General features: G+C 61.5%; 16 protein-coding genes. 9 read left to right on the top strand and 7 right to left on the bottom strand.

Annotated features, from left to right (window positions below):
* Nucleotides 1–698 precede the first annotated feature (698 nt).
* Together BHE01S_RS09690 and BHE01S_RS09685 are read left to right on the top strand one after the other, a co-directional pair.
* Nucleotides 699–2489, top strand: a complete 1791-nt coding sequence (locus tag BHE01S_RS09690; protein ID WP_042263159.1) for a nitrite/sulfite reductase — start codon at nucleotides 699–701, stop codon at nucleotides 2487–2489.
* On the top strand, nucleotides 2486–2899 hold the full coding sequence (locus BHE01S_RS09685; RefSeq protein ID WP_042263157.1) for a DUF934 domain-containing protein: 414 nt from the start codon (nucleotides 2486–2488) through the stop codon (nucleotides 2897–2899). Before BHE01S_RS09690 ends, BHE01S_RS09685 begins: the two co-directional genes overlap by 4 nt.
* Nucleotides 2900–2932: 33 nt before the next feature.
* On the opposite strand, the gene BHE01S_RS09680 is transcribed toward BHE01S_RS09685, so the two are convergent.
* From BHE01S_RS09680 to BHE01S_RS09670, 3 genes are all read right to left on the bottom strand, one after another.
* Nucleotides 2933–3916, bottom strand: coding sequence for a YncE family protein (locus BHE01S_RS09680; protein WP_042263314.1), 984 nt, complete (start codon nucleotides 3914–3916; stop codon nucleotides 2933–2935).
* Nucleotides 3917–3960: 44 nt separating this feature from the next.
* A complete protein-coding gene (locus BHE01S_RS09675; RefSeq protein WP_042263156.1) occupies nucleotides 3961–5202 on the bottom strand; it encodes an MFS transporter in 1242 nt (413 codons plus the stop codon).
* A 233-nt stretch (nucleotides 5203–5435) separates the two neighbouring features.
* Nucleotides 5436–6416, bottom strand: coding sequence for a chromate resistance protein ChrB domain-containing protein (locus BHE01S_RS09670; RefSeq protein ID WP_084068710.1), 981 nt, complete (start codon nucleotides 6414–6416; stop codon nucleotides 5436–5438).
* A gap of 567 nt (nucleotides 6417–6983) precedes the next feature.
* On the opposite strand from BHE01S_RS09670, the gene BHE01S_RS09665 reads away from it, so the two are divergent.
* Both BHE01S_RS09665 and BHE01S_RS09660 read left to right on the top strand, forming a co-directional pair.
* Complete coding sequence (locus BHE01S_RS09665; protein WP_042263152.1) at nucleotides 6984–7415, top strand: VOC family protein; 432 nt, start codon at nucleotides 6984–6986, stop codon at nucleotides 7413–7415.
* Nucleotides 7416–7566: 151 nt separating this feature from the next.
* Complete coding sequence (locus BHE01S_RS09660; protein ID WP_042263150.1) at nucleotides 7567–8886, top strand: MFS transporter; 1320 nt, start codon at nucleotides 7567–7569, stop codon at nucleotides 8884–8886.
* A 48-nt stretch (nucleotides 8887–8934) separates the two neighbouring features.
* Here the strand turns inward: BHE01S_RS09660 and BHE01S_RS09655 are convergent, their stop codons facing one another.
* The 4 genes from BHE01S_RS09655 to BHE01S_RS09640 form a co-directional block, all read right to left on the bottom strand.
* Entirely contained in the window at nucleotides 8935–9675 is a 741-nt protein-coding gene (locus BHE01S_RS09655; RefSeq protein WP_042263148.1) for a GntR family transcriptional regulator, read from the bottom strand.
* A gap of 263 nt (nucleotides 9676–9938) precedes the next feature.
* Nucleotides 9939–10670: a GntR family transcriptional regulator gene (locus BHE01S_RS09650; RefSeq protein WP_245639687.1), complete on the bottom strand. Its 732-nt coding sequence runs from the start codon at nucleotides 10668–10670 to the stop codon at nucleotides 9939–9941.
* A 122-nt stretch (nucleotides 10671–10792) separates the two neighbouring features.
* The gene (locus BHE01S_RS09645) at nucleotides 10793–11947 is read right to left on the bottom strand and encodes a porin (RefSeq protein ID WP_042263145.1); all 1155 of its coding nucleotides are present in this window, start codon (nucleotides 11945–11947) and stop codon (nucleotides 10793–10795) included.
* A 48-nt stretch (nucleotides 11948–11995) separates the two neighbouring features.
* On the bottom strand, nucleotides 11996–12982 hold the full coding sequence (locus tag BHE01S_RS09640) for a YncE family protein (protein WP_157025255.1): 987 nt from the start codon (nucleotides 12980–12982) through the stop codon (nucleotides 11996–11998).
* A gap of 433 nt (nucleotides 12983–13415) precedes the next feature.
* Between BHE01S_RS09640 and BHE01S_RS09635 the strand changes: the two genes are divergently transcribed.
* From BHE01S_RS09635 to BHE01S_RS09615, 5 genes are all read left to right on the top strand, one after another.
* The gene (locus tag BHE01S_RS09635; protein ID WP_042263142.1) at nucleotides 13416–14159 is read left to right on the top strand and encodes an FCD domain-containing protein; all 744 of its coding nucleotides are present in this window, start codon (nucleotides 13416–13418) and stop codon (nucleotides 14157–14159) included.
* Nucleotides 14160–14196: 37 nt separating this feature from the next.
* Nucleotides 14197–15303 (top strand): substrate-binding domain-containing protein, encoded by a 1107-nt coding sequence (locus BHE01S_RS09630; RefSeq protein ID WP_245639686.1) that lies wholly within the window; start codon nucleotides 14197–14199, stop codon nucleotides 15301–15303.
* Nucleotides 15304–15372: 69 nt separating this feature from the next.
* Nucleotides 15373–16374: a tripartite tricarboxylate transporter substrate binding protein gene (locus BHE01S_RS09625; protein WP_042263141.1), complete on the top strand. Its 1002-nt coding sequence runs from the start codon at nucleotides 15373–15375 to the stop codon at nucleotides 16372–16374.
* Nucleotides 16375–16485: 111 nt separating this feature from the next.
* Complete coding sequence (locus BHE01S_RS09620; protein WP_042263311.1) at nucleotides 16486–16866, top strand: VOC family protein; 381 nt, start codon at nucleotides 16486–16488, stop codon at nucleotides 16864–16866.
* Between the two features lie 89 nt (nucleotides 16867–16955).
* Nucleotides 16956–17447 (top strand): tripartite tricarboxylate transporter TctB family protein, encoded by a 492-nt coding sequence (locus tag BHE01S_RS09615; protein WP_042263139.1) that lies wholly within the window; start codon nucleotides 16956–16958, stop codon nucleotides 17445–17447.
* Nucleotide 17448: the final 1 nt, after the last annotated feature.

Here is a 17448-nt window from a genome sequence, read left to right as displayed (position 1 = left end):
TGGCGTCCGCGCGTGGCGGCGCGCGTTGTCGAGCACCGCGAGTACCGCCTGGCGAACGCGTGCCGCATCGCAGCGCAGGACCACCGGCGCGAGAGTCAACTCCACCGCGAGCCCGGTGCTCTCCAGCACGTTGCGCATCGACTCGACCGCGCGCCGGACTTCGACGGACACGTCGGTCGGTGCGAGCAGCATGTTGAGCCGGCCGCTGTCCTGGAGCGTGACCACGCGCAGATCGTCGACGAGCCGACTCAGACCCTCGACGTGCAGCAACAGGTTGCGCAGTTGCGCGTCGTCGGCAGGAAACACGCCATCGCGCACCGGGCATCGGCGTGAACGCGATGCGGCACCGGCGCGCGGCCCGAATTGCTCTTTACGTTACGTGGCGTCGACCCCCGCCGATCTCGTCAACGGCACAGGTGCAAATCTGTCCGGGACAGAAGCCGCCCCGGCGTCCGGCAGGGTGCTCGACAATGCCGGTCCGGGCGGCAGCAGATTGACGGACCATGGCCGAACTTCAGGCGATGCACACGCTTGTCGAGCCTCTTACTCATCCCGGGGCTCGCGTAAAACCTGAACCGTCCGCGAGCGCAGCAACTGCTGCGCTCGTTTAGTCGTCGTCTGCTGCTTTAACCGGAGGCAGCGGCGCGATAAGGTCGACGCTCCGTATTCGCCGGAAGTTCGGCATTTCCGCAGTCACCATGTATCGTTATAACGAATTCGACAAGGCCTTTGTGGCGAGCCGCGCTGCCCAGTTTCGGGACCAGATCGAGCGCTGGCAAACTGGCAAGCTTAGCGACGCGGAATTCCTCCCGCTTCGTCTGCAGAATGGCTGGTATGTCCAGCGGCATGCGCCGATGCTGCGTGTCGCCGTTCCATACGGTGAACTTTCAAGCGCGCAGATTCGCGTCCTGGCGCGCATTGCACGCGAGTACGACGAGCCTGACGCAGAGGTCTACCGCCGTGCACTGGAGGCCCAGCGCAAGCTCGGCACCGTTCGCCTGCCGACGCACCACGCGCACTTCACGACGCGCACCAACGTCCAGTTCAACTGGATTCCGCTGTCGAAAGCGGCCGATGTGATGGACCTGCTCGCCACGGTCGACATGCACGGCATCCAGACGAGCGGCAACTGCATCCGCAATATTTCATGCGACGAGCGCGCAGGCGTGGCGCCCGACGAAATCGCCGACCCACGGCCCTTTGCCGAAATCATGCGGCAATGGACGACACTGCATCCCGAGTTCGCGTTTCTGCCGCGCAAGTTCAAGATCGCGGTGACGGGCGCCATGGAAGATCGCGCGGCGACCGGCTGGCACGACGTCGGGCTGCGCCTCCTTCACAATGAAAACGGCGAGCTGGGCTTTCGCGTCACGGTGGGCGGGGGCATGGGGCGCACGCCGGTCATTGGCATCGTGTTGCGCGAATTCCTGCCGTGGCGGCACATCATGAATTACATCGAGGCGGTCGTTCGCGTGTATAACCAGTTCGGCCGGCGCGACAACAAATACAAGGCGCGCATCAAGATTCTCGCGAAAGGCGAGGGCCAGCGCTTCGTCGACGAAGTCGAGGAGGAGTTCCGGCAAATCGTCGAGTTCGACGGCGGTCCACATACGATCCCTCAGACCGAACTGGAGCGCATGCGCGCGTATTTCGTCGTGCCTGAGCAGGTGGCCGCCTGCCGCCCCGCCGACACCGCCGCTACCGCTGCACGCGAGGACGCAGCCCGGCAAACGCCGCAGTTCCGGCGCTGGCTCGAGCGCAACGTCGCGCCGCACAAGGACCCGTCGCTGCGCATCGTCACGCTCTCGTTCAAACGCGTCCTGCAGGCGCCAGGCGATGCCTCGGCAGAGCAGCTCGAACGCGTGGCGGATCTCGTGGACCGCTTCTCGGCAGGCGAAGCGCGTGTCACGCACACACAGAACATCGTCCTGCCATGGGTGCATGTCGACGACTTGCTGCCGCTCTGGCGCGCGGCCGTCGACACTCAGCTCGCCAGCGCCAACGTGCATCTGCTCACCGACATGATCTCGTGCCCTGGCGGCGACTTCTGCGCGCTCGCCAACGCCCGCTCGCTGCCGATCGCACAGAGCATCATGGAGCGCTACCAGGACCTCGACGAGCTAAACGATATCGGCGAGATCGATCTGCATATCAGCGGCTGCATCAATTCGTGCGGCCATCATCACAGCGGGCATATCGGCATACTCGGCGTCGATAAGGACGGCGCAGAGTGGTACCAGATTACGCTCGGCGGCGCGGACGGCTCTGCGCGTAGCGGCGATGCGCGGCCCGGCAAGGTCATTGGCCCGTCGTTTGCCGCGCACGAGGTGACCGACGCAGTCGAAGCGGTGCTCGGCTGCTATCTGGCGCTGCGCGTGCACGGGGGCGAGCGTCGCGAGACGTTCATCGAAACCGTGCGCCGGGTCGGGCACGAACCGTTCAAGGCGGCCGCGGACGCCGTTCGCGCAACAGCGGAGGATCCCGCATGAAGACCGTTGCCCGCATTCGCGTGCTTAGCGCACCCGACCATGCCGCCGATGCAGCCACGCCAGTCCTTGCGTTGCCCAACGACGCGGACCCGCTCACCTATGCTGCCGAAATCGCGGGCGCCGCGCGAGTCGAGCTGCACTTCCCGTCGTTCACCGATGGCCGCGCGTATAGCCAGGCTTATCTCGTGCGTCGCCGGCTCGGCTTCAAGGCAGACCTGCGGGCAACGGGCGAGGTGCTGATCGACCAGTTGCTGCAGATGGAACGCATGGGCTTTTCGAGCGCGGTGCTGAAGGAAGGCATTGGTCACGAAGAAGCCCGGCGGCAACTCGACCGTTTCGCGGCGTTCTACCAGGCTGATGTCACGTGTGCGTCGCCCTTACGCGACAACGAAGAGGATGGCATTACATAGCGCTCCTGCCACGCTAAATTTGCGCGCCTGCTCTCATCGGGGCGCCATGATGCGCAACACAGGACGCCCGTCGACGTCCCTCAGCGGGAACCAGGATCGATGCGTCTGCTCGTCGACAGCTACGACATGTGCGTTCGGTCCGACCGTGCCTTCACCGGTCTTCGACACGCGGGACGCGTCCACGCTGAACATCGATACGACGCCCGTCTCACCGGCGACGTATGCCGTGCGCAACGCGGGGTCATACGCGAGCACATCCGGATCGCCGCCGGTGTCGAACGCCGAGACAACCTTCATCGAATGCATGTCGAGCACCAGCAGGCGGTCGTTGTCCTCACAGGCAATCAACGCGAGGCGCGATTCCGGGACGATCAGCAGTCCGTGATTGCCTTTCGCGCCCGGCAGATCGGTGCGGGAAACGATCGTGTTGCTGGCTGGGTCTATTTCGACCAGTTGGTGTCGTGTCTGCACGTTGACGAAGATGTGCCGCGAAGCCGGGTCGTATTGCGAATTGCCAGCTTCGCCATCGAGCGGAATCGTCGCAATACGGCGATTGCTCGGGACATCGATGACCGTCTCCGTTTCTCCGGTCTCATCTGACACGAAGAGCCTGTGCGCGTCGGGCGCATACGCCATGCCGTCCGGATAGACGCCGCCGGGCGCCCGGGCAGTGATCCTTAACGTGTGCTCGTCGATCGCGATAACCTCGTTCGTGCCGGTCGCGGAGGCATACACACGGGACAGTTCGGGCACGGCAAGCACCCCGTGCACAGCGGAGACCCCAGGTATGCGGGCGACGACGCGCGATGCGAGTGTGTCAACGACGACGACTTCGCTGTCGCCCAGATGCGCAATGAACAGCAGATGCCTGCCAGGGTCGTAGCTTTCATAGTCGAATCGTGACGCGCGCCCTGGCAGCGGTACATCCTCCACGTGTTTCAGTGGCAGGTTGCCGGATATTGCATCATCCGCTCCATGTGCGCTACAACCGGCAGCCACCGCGACCGCTAGAAGCATGCCGATGCATCGCGCAACGAAGCGATGGCCCGCACGCGTACTTTTCACGATGATCCTCCGTCCAGTCTGATATGACGGAAGGCGGCGAGCACCGCGAGATCGTAGGCGATCTTGAGCGTACCGCATGCAATCAGTGGGGCGCTGAGCCATCCGGCTCCAAGCAGCCCCCCTGCGATCGTTGGCGCGATCGCCGCGGCGAGGCTGCGCGGCACCGCGGTAAAGCTCGCAGCGGCCGGTCGTTCGGGCGGTGTCACGACAGCCATCACGTAAGCACTACGGGTCGGCACATCGAGTTGCGACAGCGCGCTGCGCACGAGCAGAAACAGCAGGGTGACCGGCAGTGAAGGCGTAAAAGCTGCAGCGATCAGGCACACGCTCGATGGGATGTGGGTGAACACCATGGTGTTGAGCAGGCCGATCCTGCGCGCCATCGGTGCAGCGACCAGTTGCGAACCTGCACTGAGCAACCCCGACCAGAAAAAGAACTGTCCTGCGGCGGTAAGAGAAAGGCCAAAGCGCTGCATAAGCCACAGCGTCAGAAGCGAGTTCACGAGCAACCCACCCGCAAACGCATCAACGCTGAACAGCAGCGCGAGGCGCGTGACGATCGCCCGCGAAGGACCGAGCGGTGCGCGTGCAGCCATGGTGTGCGGTTCACGCTTCGGTAGCCGCAGATACAGCAGGAAGACGGCGAAGCCCGTTATCGCGTAGACGATAAACATCCCGCGCATGGCGAGGACCGCGGAAACGCTGGAGTGCGCCGCGATCCAGTCGGGAAGCCCGGCAAGCAGCGCGCCCAGTGCGGCCGACAGCGCGCCCACGAGGCTGTAGCGGGCGAAGAGCGCAGTTCGCGCGTCGCCCTTTGCAGATTCGGCGAGGCGTGCATGCTCGAGCGGCAGAAACAGGCTGACGTCACCCGAGCCTGGATTGAGCGTGCCGACAAAAGCCACTACGAGCAGCGGCCAGAGTGACGACAGGAATCCAAACGCAAGGCCGGTTGCCGCCATCAGGGCGGCAGCGAAGAGCAGCAGCGCACGCAGCGGATAACGGCTACCCAGCAGGCCGACGACAATCGTCGCTATGGCCGAGCCGAGCAGGGTGGTGGTGCCGATCAGGCCGACCGTGAGCTTCCCGAAACCGAGCGACAGCAGATACGCTGGCAGCAACACGGCGACGAATCCGTCGCAAATCCCGCGCAGGCTCCGTGCCGCAAGCAGCAGCCACGCACTCCGCTCCACGCCCGCAGGCGGGAGCGGGATCGAAAGTGGCGTCCTCGCAGGAGTCATCGCATTACCCTGATTCACGCCTCGACGTTACTTCGCTTCGCGCGGTCGAGCGTCACACCGCAGCGCGCGACGGCATCGCCGATTTCACAGGCATTTCCCGCAATTTTTCCGCACGCCTCGCATTACCGCACGTGCGGATGGAACTGCGGATAGAGAACGGCGCCGATCAGGGCCGCTGCGACGACGGTCACGGGCTCCGGCAGGTTCCTGAAGCACGTGCGCGGTTGTCGTGCTCAAGGGCGCATCCCCGCAGCGCCGCTTCTTTCGCTGGCTGAGAAGTGCGCGTACATCGCATCGAGCACCGGGCTCATGCCGTCGAGCAATTGGTCGTCGTCGGCCGCACGTTCGCGGGTGCCTGCCATGATCGCTTCGAACCCGATAGCTTCCGGCACGCTCGCGCCGCCCACGTCGAGCGCATGAACCATTACGCCGAGCCGCAGGAGCGCCGGATCGCTGTCCAGACCGAAGCTTGCCAGCAGCACCTCGAACGTGACGCGCTCGCCGACATGAGTAAAGGCGGCACCGTCGAAATCGAAGCCGAGCGCGTTGTCCGGGCAGGCGCCGGGCGACGTCAACCATATAAAGCTCGCGTCGCGATCGATGAACCGGCGGATCAGCCACGCACTTGCCACACGGTCAACCCACAGGCGCCTGCGGGTCGCCCAAATCCGCCCCTGATAGTCATCGACGGACAGCGATCGGATTGCGCGGTCTGCCACGTGCGGCTCGCCGGGCGAGAGCACCGTGTCCACGTGTGCCGCAAAATCTTGCCAGGCCGCCTCCGCACGCGTGGCCGCCTCGCCCGGAAAGAAGTCGACGCCGACGATGGTCACGTAATCCTTGCGCAGGCGCCTCAATACCTTTGTGAGTTCGGCGGCGGACTGACCGGAAACCGTTTTGCGGGTATCGGCGAGCGTGCGGATGAAGCTGTCGTATTCGTCGGCGCGATCAAACAGCGCGCAGAATTCGGCCTCCTGCGACGCGTCCAGACTGGGCGCACGCAGCAGGTGCGCGGCGCCCCCGCTTTCGCCAATCGCGGCCGAAAGCTCGCGCAACGCGCTCTCACGCTCCTCGGTGTACGGCAGCAGATAAATGCCGTCGCGCAACACGGCGCAACCCCGCGCCTTGAGTGCGCGCCAGAAGCGCATGCGCGCGGTCGCGTTCTCGGTGGGAAGCGTCAAAACAAGAAGTGACCAGCTCAGCAGCGTGCTCATGTAGATTATGCTACTCATATGTAGCGTAATCTACAAGTTAACTTTGTGCGCGCGTCAGACCGTGCAGTCAGTAGCTGTCGTGCAATCCCGGCATCACGCTCGCTGGACCTCCGTCGCACTTGCGGCTGCAGTGCACGCTTTGGCGGCGCTGCTTGCGACGGCTCTGCCCGGCTCGATGTCGCCATTCATCGTTGCAGGGCATTCTCCCCGGACTGAATCTGGCATCGGACTTTGCGAACTCAGAGGACCTGGATTCTATTTGGGCACTGACAAGCTTAACGCCGGGAGGCCGGGTAAAGAACTGAAAAACCGGCATTTCAAATGTTGGTGGAGAAAGGTGTTTTGAGCGCTTGTACGCAAAAGTTCCAGTATCGCGGACGGCTACGTGACCAACGCACGCCAAACAAACGGGCGTTTCGTTCAGTATGGTTCACCGGTTCCACGGCCGGGTAACGCCTCTCAATAAATTCGAATCATTCGAATGATTCGATTGACATGGTTGGAGGGGTAGTTCTAGACTGCTTCCATCGCGAGACATGCTCTGCGCGCCACCCACAGGAGATATCGATGCCGAATTTCATCAAGCACATTGCCTTCAAGGTCGAGGACGTCGAAAAGGAGCGTGCGTTCTACGAGAACGTATTTGGCTATAAGCACGTCAACACGGTGCGCCGCAAGGGCGTGAACGGCGACCACATCTCCCATCACCTGAGCGACGGCTACATGGACCTGACCCTGATCCACTACGAGTCATCGAATTCGGACGAAGCGGATTTCGCGGGCCCGGCGCCGTGTATTCATCACATCGGCATGGAAGTCGAGGACCTCGACGCCTTCATAGAGCAGATCAAGGCGAACGGCGGCCAGATTCTTACCGAGCCAGGGCATCTGCCGGTAAAGTTTCGCTCCCCGAATGGTCCCGTCGCCGAAGTCGTGCCGATGAAGCGCTGGGAGAAGGACACGCTCGCGGCCGGCGTGCACGGCGAAGTGCTCGAATAACAGCGGTTTTCCGGCATGCTGGCTCGCTTCACAATGACGTTATAGTCAGCACGTAGCCACCACGACGCGCCCTCAAGAAAGGGTGCGCGCGAGCCTTGGATAGATGGGACGAGGCGCTCGAGCGCCTCGTCCTGTCAACAGGAGACAGGCGATGGCATTCACTCGTTCCGCGAGACGGTTGAGCGCTACGAACGGCGTATTGTTTGTGCTGTGCATCATGTCGTTCCTGATGTACGTGGACCGCACCAATATTTCCACGGCAGCGCTGGTGATCCGGCGCGATCTGCAACTGAGCAACGTCCAGCTCGGGTTCGTATTTTCCGCGTTCGCGCTGACTTACGCGGTCGCGATGATCCCGGGCGGCTTCATTGGCGACCGCCTTGGTTCGCGCAAAATGCTCGCGATCTGCGGCGTGCTCTGGGGCGTCGGCACATTGCTCTCGGGTTTCGCCGGCGGCTTCTTCACGCTGCTGCTGGCACGCTTCGTCGTTGGTATCGGCGAAAGCCCGATCGTCCCAGCCTCGGCTCGCGCGCTCACAGCATGGATGAAACCTGATCAACGCGGGTTTGCGCAAGGAATCACGCACGCATGCGCGCGTCTTGGCAATGCCTCGACGCCCATTCTCGTCGCAGTCCTCATTGGGGCGTTTTCATGGCATGCGGCATTCATGATTCTCGGCGTGGCGAGCCTCGCATGGGTCGTGCTCTGGATCTGGTATTACCGCGATAATCCCGCTGACCATCCTGCCATTACAGCCGAGGAAATCGCAGGGCTACCCGCGAATGTCGGCAAAGCGCGCGTACCGATGCGCTGGAAGCCGCTATTGCGCGCGCTTTGGCCCGCGACGGTCGTGAGCTTTTGCCACGGCTGGATTCTCTGGTTCTTTCTGAACTGGATGCCCTCGTTTTTTGAGCAGTCCTATCATCTGAACATCCGCCATTCCGCAATCTTCAGTTCCGGCATTTTTCTGAGCGGAGTCGTTGGCACTACGCTCGGCGGCACGCTGAGCGATTTACTGCTCAAACGCACCGGCAATATCCGCGGTTCGCGCCAGACCGTGATTACGATCGGCTTTCTCGCACCGATTGTGTTCTTCGTGCCGATGTTCCTGCATCCATCGCTGACGGCAGCCGCGTTTTCTCTTGCCGCCGCGCTATTTCTCTCCGAACTCGTGACGGCGCCACTGTGGGCTGTGGCGATGGACCTTGCGCCGAATCACGCGGCCACGTCCAGCAGCATCATGAATACGGGGCTCGGTATTGCGGCGTCGGCGTCGCCGCCGCTCGTCGGCTGGCTCGTCGACGCGACGCATTCGTGGCAACCGGTGTTCGCGCTTTCGATGTTCTTCCTCATGCTCGGGCCGATCGCCGCCAACTGGATTCGTCCTGACCGCCCGTACCTTGGCGAGCTGGAGGCGTCGAATGCGCAGCACGTACCAGATACACTTGCCCCGCAGATGGACGCGTCGTGACGTGTGCCGTATCCGGGCGACAGGCACGCGAGGCGTTTGAAACGCCGCCTAGTCCTGCAATCCGCGGATGTTGCGATAGACGCACTGGCTCGATTCGACGAAGCGCACGCGGTACTCGACCGGCTTGTCCTTGAACGTGTAGGCGGTGCGCTCGATGCGCAGCACGGGTGTGCCGACCGGCACGTCGAGCGCGAGCGCGAGCGCCTCGTCGGCGACCGCGCCGCCCAGGTCTTCGACCACGCGCACGACCGAAATCCCGAAACTTTCCTGATAGAAGCCGTAGATCGATCCACGACGTGCGGCGAAAGTCTCTGCGCTGAGACCCGGAAAGAGGTCGAACGGTATCCACAGATGATCGAGCATCAAAGGCGCGCCGCTGCGCAGGCGCAGATTCTGTATGCTCGCGAGGCGCGCGCCGCGCTCAAGATTCAGGACCGACGCGAGCGCGGGTGTTGCGCGTTCCTTGCCGAAGCGCAGCATCCGGGCGGTAACGTGCACGGCGTTGCCATCGCGATCGACGAAGTTGAAATACTGATCGAACGCGTGCTCGTCGGCGAACTTCGCGACGATCGTGCCGCGCCCCGCACGACGAATCAGCAGGCGCTCCGCCACGAGCTCCTCTACCGCCCGCCTGATGGTGCCGATGCCGACGCCGAACGCTTCGGCCAGTTGCGGCTCAGTGGGGATTTTCTCGCCGGCCGCCCATTTGCCGGTGCGTAGCTGCTCGAGAATCCCTGCGCGGACGATTTCATACAGCGGCTGGTCGCCTGAGTTGCGAATTCCTGGCATGGGTTCAGCAGAAGAGGACCTGGAGTCAAGGAGTACGCACGGGTTGGGCGCGCGCGTAAATGACGGAAGGATACAGGATTGGCGCTGCAGGTCCAAATCGGGCGGGGTCAGCGCAGCTTCTCGATCTTTGCAGGCGCGAAAAGCCGCTGGGCATGAATGCAGGGGCCGATGACGCTGGCTAAGCGGTCAAGGTAAGGGTGGTGCAACAGCTTGAGTTCCGCGGCGCACCTCGGCGTGCGGGTCGCGTTGATCAGGTGCCACGTCTAGTCCACGTCGGCCCCGACCTGATGCTCATCCACGTCGGCGTCGGTATTGGCCATACGATCCAGTGCCTGCAGCATCCGCTCCTTGCCCTTCGACACATGGCGGAAGCTCGTCTCATAGCTCAGGTCGACGTTGCGCGCCTTCAGGGCGTTCACGATTTGCCGATGCTCTTCGTTGGACTCCAGCAATGCGCCGCTCTGAACGAGTCCATGCACGCGGAAGAGATGGAACTCCTTCACAAACGCACGATAAACCTTGAGAAGACGGGAATTGCCGGTCGAGCGAACGATGAAATCGTGAAACTCCTGGTTCACATGATCGAACCGTGAGAAGTCGCCTTTTTCAGCGGCCTCCTGCATCTCGTCGACATAGCCGTCGAGTTGCTTTTCCATCGACGCAGTCAAAGCAGGAGCGAGAAGGGAGGCGGCCAGCGCGGTGAGTCCGGCACGCAGGTCATAAACCTCAGCTGCATCGTCGCGCGTCACACGCTGGATAAAGACGCCGCGCTGCGGAATCAGATAGACGAGCCCGAGTTCGGCCAGGGCGCGACACGCCTCACGCACGGGACCTCGACTTACACCAAGCTTGTCGGCGACGGCCTTTTCGTTGAGCCGCTGGCCCGGCTTCAGCTCGCCGCTCAAAATCATCCTCTCGATCTCGTGCTGCACAACACCCGTTAGCGTGTGCGCCCGAAAGTCGGCGAGAGAGACAGTACTCGAAGGGTTTTCCATATCCATAGGCGGAGTTTATGAGCGCGAATGGAAAATGTCAACACTTTACTTTTTTGGCGTATGTAGCCCGAGTTGACTCCCGCGTTGGACAGGGCAGGTCCGCACATGCGCCTCGCACCACTTCAAAACTTCGTTGTGTACCCTAACATGAGGACGATCTGGTTCGGCGTACTCGAACTCGAAGCGAGGTCGCCAACCGTGCCACCCGCGGCGACAAGGCTATTGCCGTCTTCACTGAACGTGGTGCCGCTTGCATGCGAGTACGCGCCGATCGCGTAAAGCATGGTGCGTTTGGACAAGGAATATTCGGCACTCAACGCAACATTGTTATAGGTCGCCGAGGAGGCGCCACTCGATTTTGTGTAGGTATACCCGGCAATCATCGTGAATGCCGGGGTCATCTGGTAGGCCAGCGACGTCGCTGCCGTATTGAACGTCTGCGTTCGATTGAATGCCGCGTAGGTCGCGTACGGTTTCCACTGGGCATTGCTGTAACGAACGTTGGCGGTAAATTTGCCAAATTCGTACTGCGTGGCGACGTGGACGATCATCCGCGAACCGACGAACGGCGTGTCGCCGAAAAGCGGCGTTACCGAGCTGTTCTGGGTCTGGTCAGCGGTGCCGGCGCCGCCGGGTCCGTCATTACGTGCATAGACATAACCCGCTGCCACCCCAAAACCACCATTGGTATAGGCCACGGCCGCGGACGATGAGCCTTGCGACGTGAAATCGCCGGCTACGCCACCTAAGCCATACATCAACTCGAACTGGAGGCCGCGGTAGGTCGGGCTGGCATATTTGATCGCGTTCTGAAGACGAAAGGTATTGTCGTTGTTGTCGGCGTCGCCCGGCGTAGTAAATGCGGGGCCGTAGTTGTCGGCCGTCAGCGGCTGCACAAGATCGACGGTCGTATCCAGTTGTCGGCCCATCGTCACGGTCCCGAGGCTGTCGCTCGCCAACCCAACCCACGCTTGCTTTCCGAATAACCGCCCACCCTGGCTCGATTTCCCCGTATTGATGTTGAAGCCGCTTTCCAGTTTGAAAATCGCCTTCAAACCGCCGCCGAGATCCTCCTTGCCCACCATTCCCCACTTGTTGGCAGTCAGATTGGCGCCTTGCAACTCAACCAGAGAATGATTTCCGACCTTGTTGTAGTAGGTTAGCGCTTCGTCGAGTTCGCCGTACAGTGTGACGGTACTTTGTGCGTGGGCGCCCGGCACAAATGTTAGCGTCGGTACAATAGCCGCTACGCCGGCCCAGATTTTCTGATGGTTCATTTTGTCTCCTGTCTATATTTTCGACTACTAATTATTCGTTTCAAAAAATTATGCCGGTTCGAATACGGCGACCTTGTTGCTCGAGTCCAGATACACGAAGATCCGGTGCGTACGGGGATCGACCGTCAAGGTATGTGTGTCCTTTTCCGCCGGAAGGTGATCAACGACCTGGTTCGTGTCGAGATCGATCACTTCGAGCTGGCCGGATTTGTCTCCGAGAAAAATGCGCCGTGCACGTACGTCTATCGCAATCTGGTCGATATTGCCGCCATCGAACGGGATGCTTGAAACGAGTTTTCCATCGGGATCGGCAACAAGGACCTTGTTGTCGCGGCTTCCGATGATCAGATGTTTGCCCTGGCTGTCGTAAACCATGGGCTTTGCATCTTTCTTGAGGTTGAAGTCCCAGACGGCTTCTACTTTTTGTGTCTTCGGATCGATCACATCGACGACGTTGTCGACGGGTTGATAGACGCGCGCGAGACTCGGCACATACAGATTGACGTCGGGTCCGTGTTTCGCCGGATTGGGGGTCAGCGCGATGTCGCCGACTTTCTTGAAGGGCGGCCGATCCATGAATACGGACTCGGTATCGCTGTCGTCGTTGCCCACGTAGACGCGGCCCGCACGAGTGTCGATGCTCACTCCGTCGGAGCCTTTCCCGCCTGTGTCGACGCTTGCCACTTGTTTGTAGGAACGCTTGTCGATCACCACCAGCTTGTTCGCCGTTGCGTCGGCGACAAACGCGTAGCGGTCGTTCAATGCAATGCCGTTACCGTCTTCTATGCCGCCGATCGCGGCTTTGACTTTGAGATCGTCTGCGTCAATGACCACCACTGAGTGGTTAGGCGCTTGCGCCAGCCAAACCTCATTGACGGCGGGATCATATACGACCCAATCGCCGTGACCGCCTTTGCCGGGCAGGTCGATTGTCTTCACAAGTTTGTAATGCGATTGTCCCTCCGCCTTCGCGATTCCGGTAAAGGTACAAGCCGCTACAACGGCAAAAAATCCCATCCGCAGGAAAGGTCGCATGTTGTCTCCAATCATTATTTAATCGAATCAGAGCGACGCCGTTTCGGCATCGGTGATTCGGGTGATTGTCACTTCAAATCAGGTGCTCCAGATCATCAAATTCGTACTACATATTAAATTGCGAGGCGCGTGCTGCACGAACTCGCGTGGCAGGGCGCAGCTGAACGCAAACGACCGCACCTGGTCTTGATGCGGCAATGTAAAATGCGATACGCCAACTGTCAACATTTTTCTTTTTTTAAGTTTGACGAGGCTGCAGCGTGACGTAGCGGGCGATCGGGCAGGGCTTTTTGACAAGTGAGTCGTCCATCCCGGCTCGCTACTGCGGAATGTGGGGACGAGACACGTCGTCGGCACGCCGCATCGCCTGGGGAAGACCCTACGGTTAAATGAAAAGTGTTGACAGTTTTCATTCGGCAATTAGAATTTGCACATGAACACTGAACTGAACGCTTCCTCCGTCACCGTCACCGTTGCCGAGTTCCGCGCCCATACGCTCACAGGCGTCGTGCAGCGCGAAATCGAACGGATGATCCTGAGTGGCGAACTCGCGCCAGGCCAACGTCTGAACGAAAAGGCTGTCGCGGACAAGCTCGCGGTGAGTCGCGGGCCCGTGCGCGAAGCTTGCCGTGCACTTGCCGAACTCGGTCTTGTCTATCTCATTCCGAATCGCGGCGTATTCATCAAGCGCGTGACGCGCGACGACGCCATCGAGGTCTACGACCTGCGCTCCGGCCTCACCGCGCTATCGGCGTCGCTGCTTGCGCCGATGCTCACTCAAGAGATGGCCGGCCAACTGGAACGTTATGTCGATGACATGCAGGACGCGGCCGAGAAGGGCGACTTCGCACGCTTCGATCCACTCAACCTCGAATTCCATGACTACATCGTGCGCTCGACCGGCAACTCGCGCTTGATCAGGCTGTATCGTGGTTTTGTCAAGGAGTTTCACCTGTTCCGCGTTCACGGGCTGGTGCAGCGCGGCGCCTTGCTGGAGTCGAACGCGGAGCACCGCGAGATCGTGGCCGCGCTGAAAGCAAAGGATATCGAACTGAGCTACCGCATGAGCTTTGGCCACGTTTCGCGGGGCAAAGAGCGCATGCTCGTTTCGCTCGACGGCATGACGAAGAACGGCGAGGGCGGCAACCAATCTGTCAGCGAAGCCGCCTGGCATTGACCTGTTCTTCGCGGTGCGAAGCGCACGCTGAACCGGGTTGGAAGGTCCGCGCACGAACCGGGTTCATTATTTGGTAGTACAAAAGAGAATCACCATGCATGTCCGGCCTGGCTGTCTGTCGGGCATGTCAACGCACCAGGATCGCTACTTCTCAATTCTTATGCTTGAGCTATCTTTAGCATGCCAAAACACGGATCGCAGCCGGGCGTTGCTCGACGGCCGCGTACGGATCGAGGGCTGCCGGATCAACTTCATCGAGGGCCCGGCGGAAGCGCTGTTTCAGCGCGCGTTTCGTCATGAGGAATTCGACATATCGGAGCTGTCGCTCGGCACGCACATTCTCACGACGGCGCGGGGCCAAAGCCGCTATATCGGCATTCCGGTGTTCCTGTCACGCTCGTTCCGCCATTCGGCAATCTACGTGCGCAGTGATCGCGACATCGATGCACCCGAAGCGCTCAAGGGACGTCGTATCGGCGTGCCCGATTTCCAGCAGACCGCAGGCATCTGGGTTCGGGGCATGCTTGCCGACGAATACGGCTTCGACCGGCGTGATGTGACGTGGGTAGTGGGCGGCCTCGAGCAGGCCGGGCGCCAGGCGCGCATGCCGGTCAACCTCCCACCCGAGTTGAACATCGAGCCGGTAGGCCCTGACGAGACACTGGCGGCACTGCTCGACGCGGGCGACATCGACGCCGTGATCGCACCGCGCCCGCCGTCCTGCTTCGGCCGCAATGCGAACGTGCAACGGCTCTTTCCCGACTTCCGCTCGGCGGAGGAAGCGTGGGTCCGCAAGACAGGTCTTTTCCCGCCGATGCACATGGTCGGCATTCGCCGCGCGCTGGTCGAGCAGCACCCATGGCTGCCCGTGAACGTTTATCAGGCGTTTCGCAAGGCGCACGAGATCGCGATGCAGGAAATCGTCATTACAGACACGCTGCGTGTGATGCATCCCTGGATCGCGTCCGAGGTGGAGCGCGTGAAGGGCGTGATGGGCGACGATTACTGGCGCTACGGCATGGCTGGCAACCGCCATGACATCGATACGCTGCAGCGCTACGCGACCGATGATGGCCTGATCGACGGAGCGGTACCGGTCGAGCAGTTGTTTGCCGTCAGCACCTTCGACGCATTTAGTTTCTAGGGAGCCCTCGCAATACCTCTCGCATTCCCCCTCGCGATACGCAATACATTACAAAACTGGAGACGATCGATGACAAAGAGGTTGACTGCATCTCGCGCCGCACTCGCGATGTGCACAGCGTTGCTCAGTGCGCAAGCGTTTCCGGCCCTCGCGGCCGACGCCTGGGAGCCGCACCGGCCGATCGAGATCGTGGTGCCGAGCGCGGCGGGCGGCGGCCTCGACCTCGTGGCACGCACGCTGCAGAACGCCATCGTGCAGGAAAAGCTGTCGAACAAGCCGGTGACGGTACTGAACCGCCCGGGTGGCGGCGGCACGGTCGGTCTCGCATATATCAACAATCACCACGGCGACGGCCACTACGTCAGCGTTCAGGCGTTGCCACTCATCACCAACCAGATCACCGGCCTGTCGAAAGTCGGCGTCGGCGACGTGACGCCGCTCGGCATGTTCGTGACCGAACAGGTGGTGTTCTCGGTGCCCGCGTCGTCGCCGATCAAGACTGGCAAGGACCTGATCGCGATGCTCAAACAAAACCCTCAAAACGTGACGATCGGTGTATCGAGTTCGCCCGGCGGGCAGAGCCACGACGCCGCAGCGCTCGTGGTCAAGGCGGCCGGCCAGGATCCGAAGAAGTTGAAGATCGTGTTCTTCGATTCGGGCGGCGAAGCGGTGACCTCGCTGATGGGCGGCCACGTGACCGTGACGGCGACGCCGGCTGGCACGGTGATCGGACCGAGCCAGTCCGGCCGCACGCGCATGATCGCGGTCGCCGGTGGCGAGCGCGATGGCGGCGCGCTCGCCGACGTGCCGACCTGGAAGGAGCAGGGACTGGACGTGGACTTCACCACCTGGCGTGTGCTGGTCGGACCGAAGGGCATGAGTGCCGACGAGATCGCGTGGTGGGACAACGTGTTGCAGAAGGCGACGTCGTCACCCGAATGGGCCGAGGCGGTCAAACGCAACGAATGGACGGCTGCGTATCGCAACAGCGCGCAGACGAGGCAGTTTCTCGACGAGGAAGCCGGACGCCTTGGCCCGCTCATGGGTGAACTGGGCCTCGCGCGGAACTAATCACCAGAGAAAGGTTTGACCGGTTTCCAGTCCGGTCGGACAGCCGCCCCCGGCTGCCGCCAGTTTCACTTTTATCTTTTCATCGCTGTAAATATAGACATGGAGAGCCATATGTCACGCATCGTTCACCTCGCTGTCAAAGTTCTCGACCTCGACGAGGCCACCCGTTTCTATACCGAAGTGTTTGGCTTCACGGAAGTCAAGACGGGCCGTAATCGTCAGCACATCTCCCGCCACATGACCGACGGCCATATCGACTTCACGCTGATGAAGTACGACAGTGAAGAGTCGCACGAGGCGCAACTGGCCGGTCCCGGCCCGCGTCTGCATCACTGGGGCGTGACGGTCGACGACCAGGAAGTGGCCGCCGAAAAGATTCGCCAGTACGGCGGCGAAATTCTCTCGGCCAAGGGCGAAGGCGCGCTCAAGTTCCGCGCACCGGACGGCACGATTGCCGAGGTGGTGAAGCCTGGCCGCTACAACGAGAAGTAAGTCGGGCCACGCCGGAGACGAACCACGCCACTAATAGGCCGTGTTCGTTTCCGGCACCCGCGCTGCGCGGCCGCAGAACTGGAGGAGACATGAAATCTATCAAGGGCGACGTAGGTCTCGCCGTGTGCGTGATCGCCCTGGCGGCGGGCTATCTGGTGCTCAACATGCAGTTGCCCGAAGTCAGACTGAGCGATCCGCTCGGCCCGAAAGCTTTTCCCGCGCTAGTCGGCGCAGGACTGATCGTGTCGGCTTTGCTGTTGCTGCTCGAAACGCGCAGCAAGCGCAAGACGCGTCCCAACACCGAGGCGCGCACACGTGCCGCGCACGTCGAACCAGCGCCCAAGGTTCAGCCGACGGTGCTGATCGGGATGATCGTCTGGGCCATCATCTATTACGCGTGTTTTGAGCCCGTCGGCTATCTGATCTCGACGAGCGTGTTCCTTCTCGGTCTGCTCAGCTACTTCAACCGCAAGCGTCACGTGATGAACGTGATCGTCGCCTTGGGTGTGGCGCTGGCGTTTGACCTTGTCTTCTCCAGGCTTCTCGGCGTTCCGATGCCGACGGGGTTGCTGTCATTCTGAG

It is taken from the genome of Paraburkholderia heleia NBRC 101817, assembly GCF_000739775.1.
Taxonomy (GTDB): domain Bacteria; phylum Pseudomonadota; class Gammaproteobacteria; order Burkholderiales; family Burkholderiaceae; genus Paraburkholderia; species Paraburkholderia heleia.
Note: the sequence above shows the minus strand (reverse complement) of the source record. Positions and strands in the feature narration are given on the sequence as shown.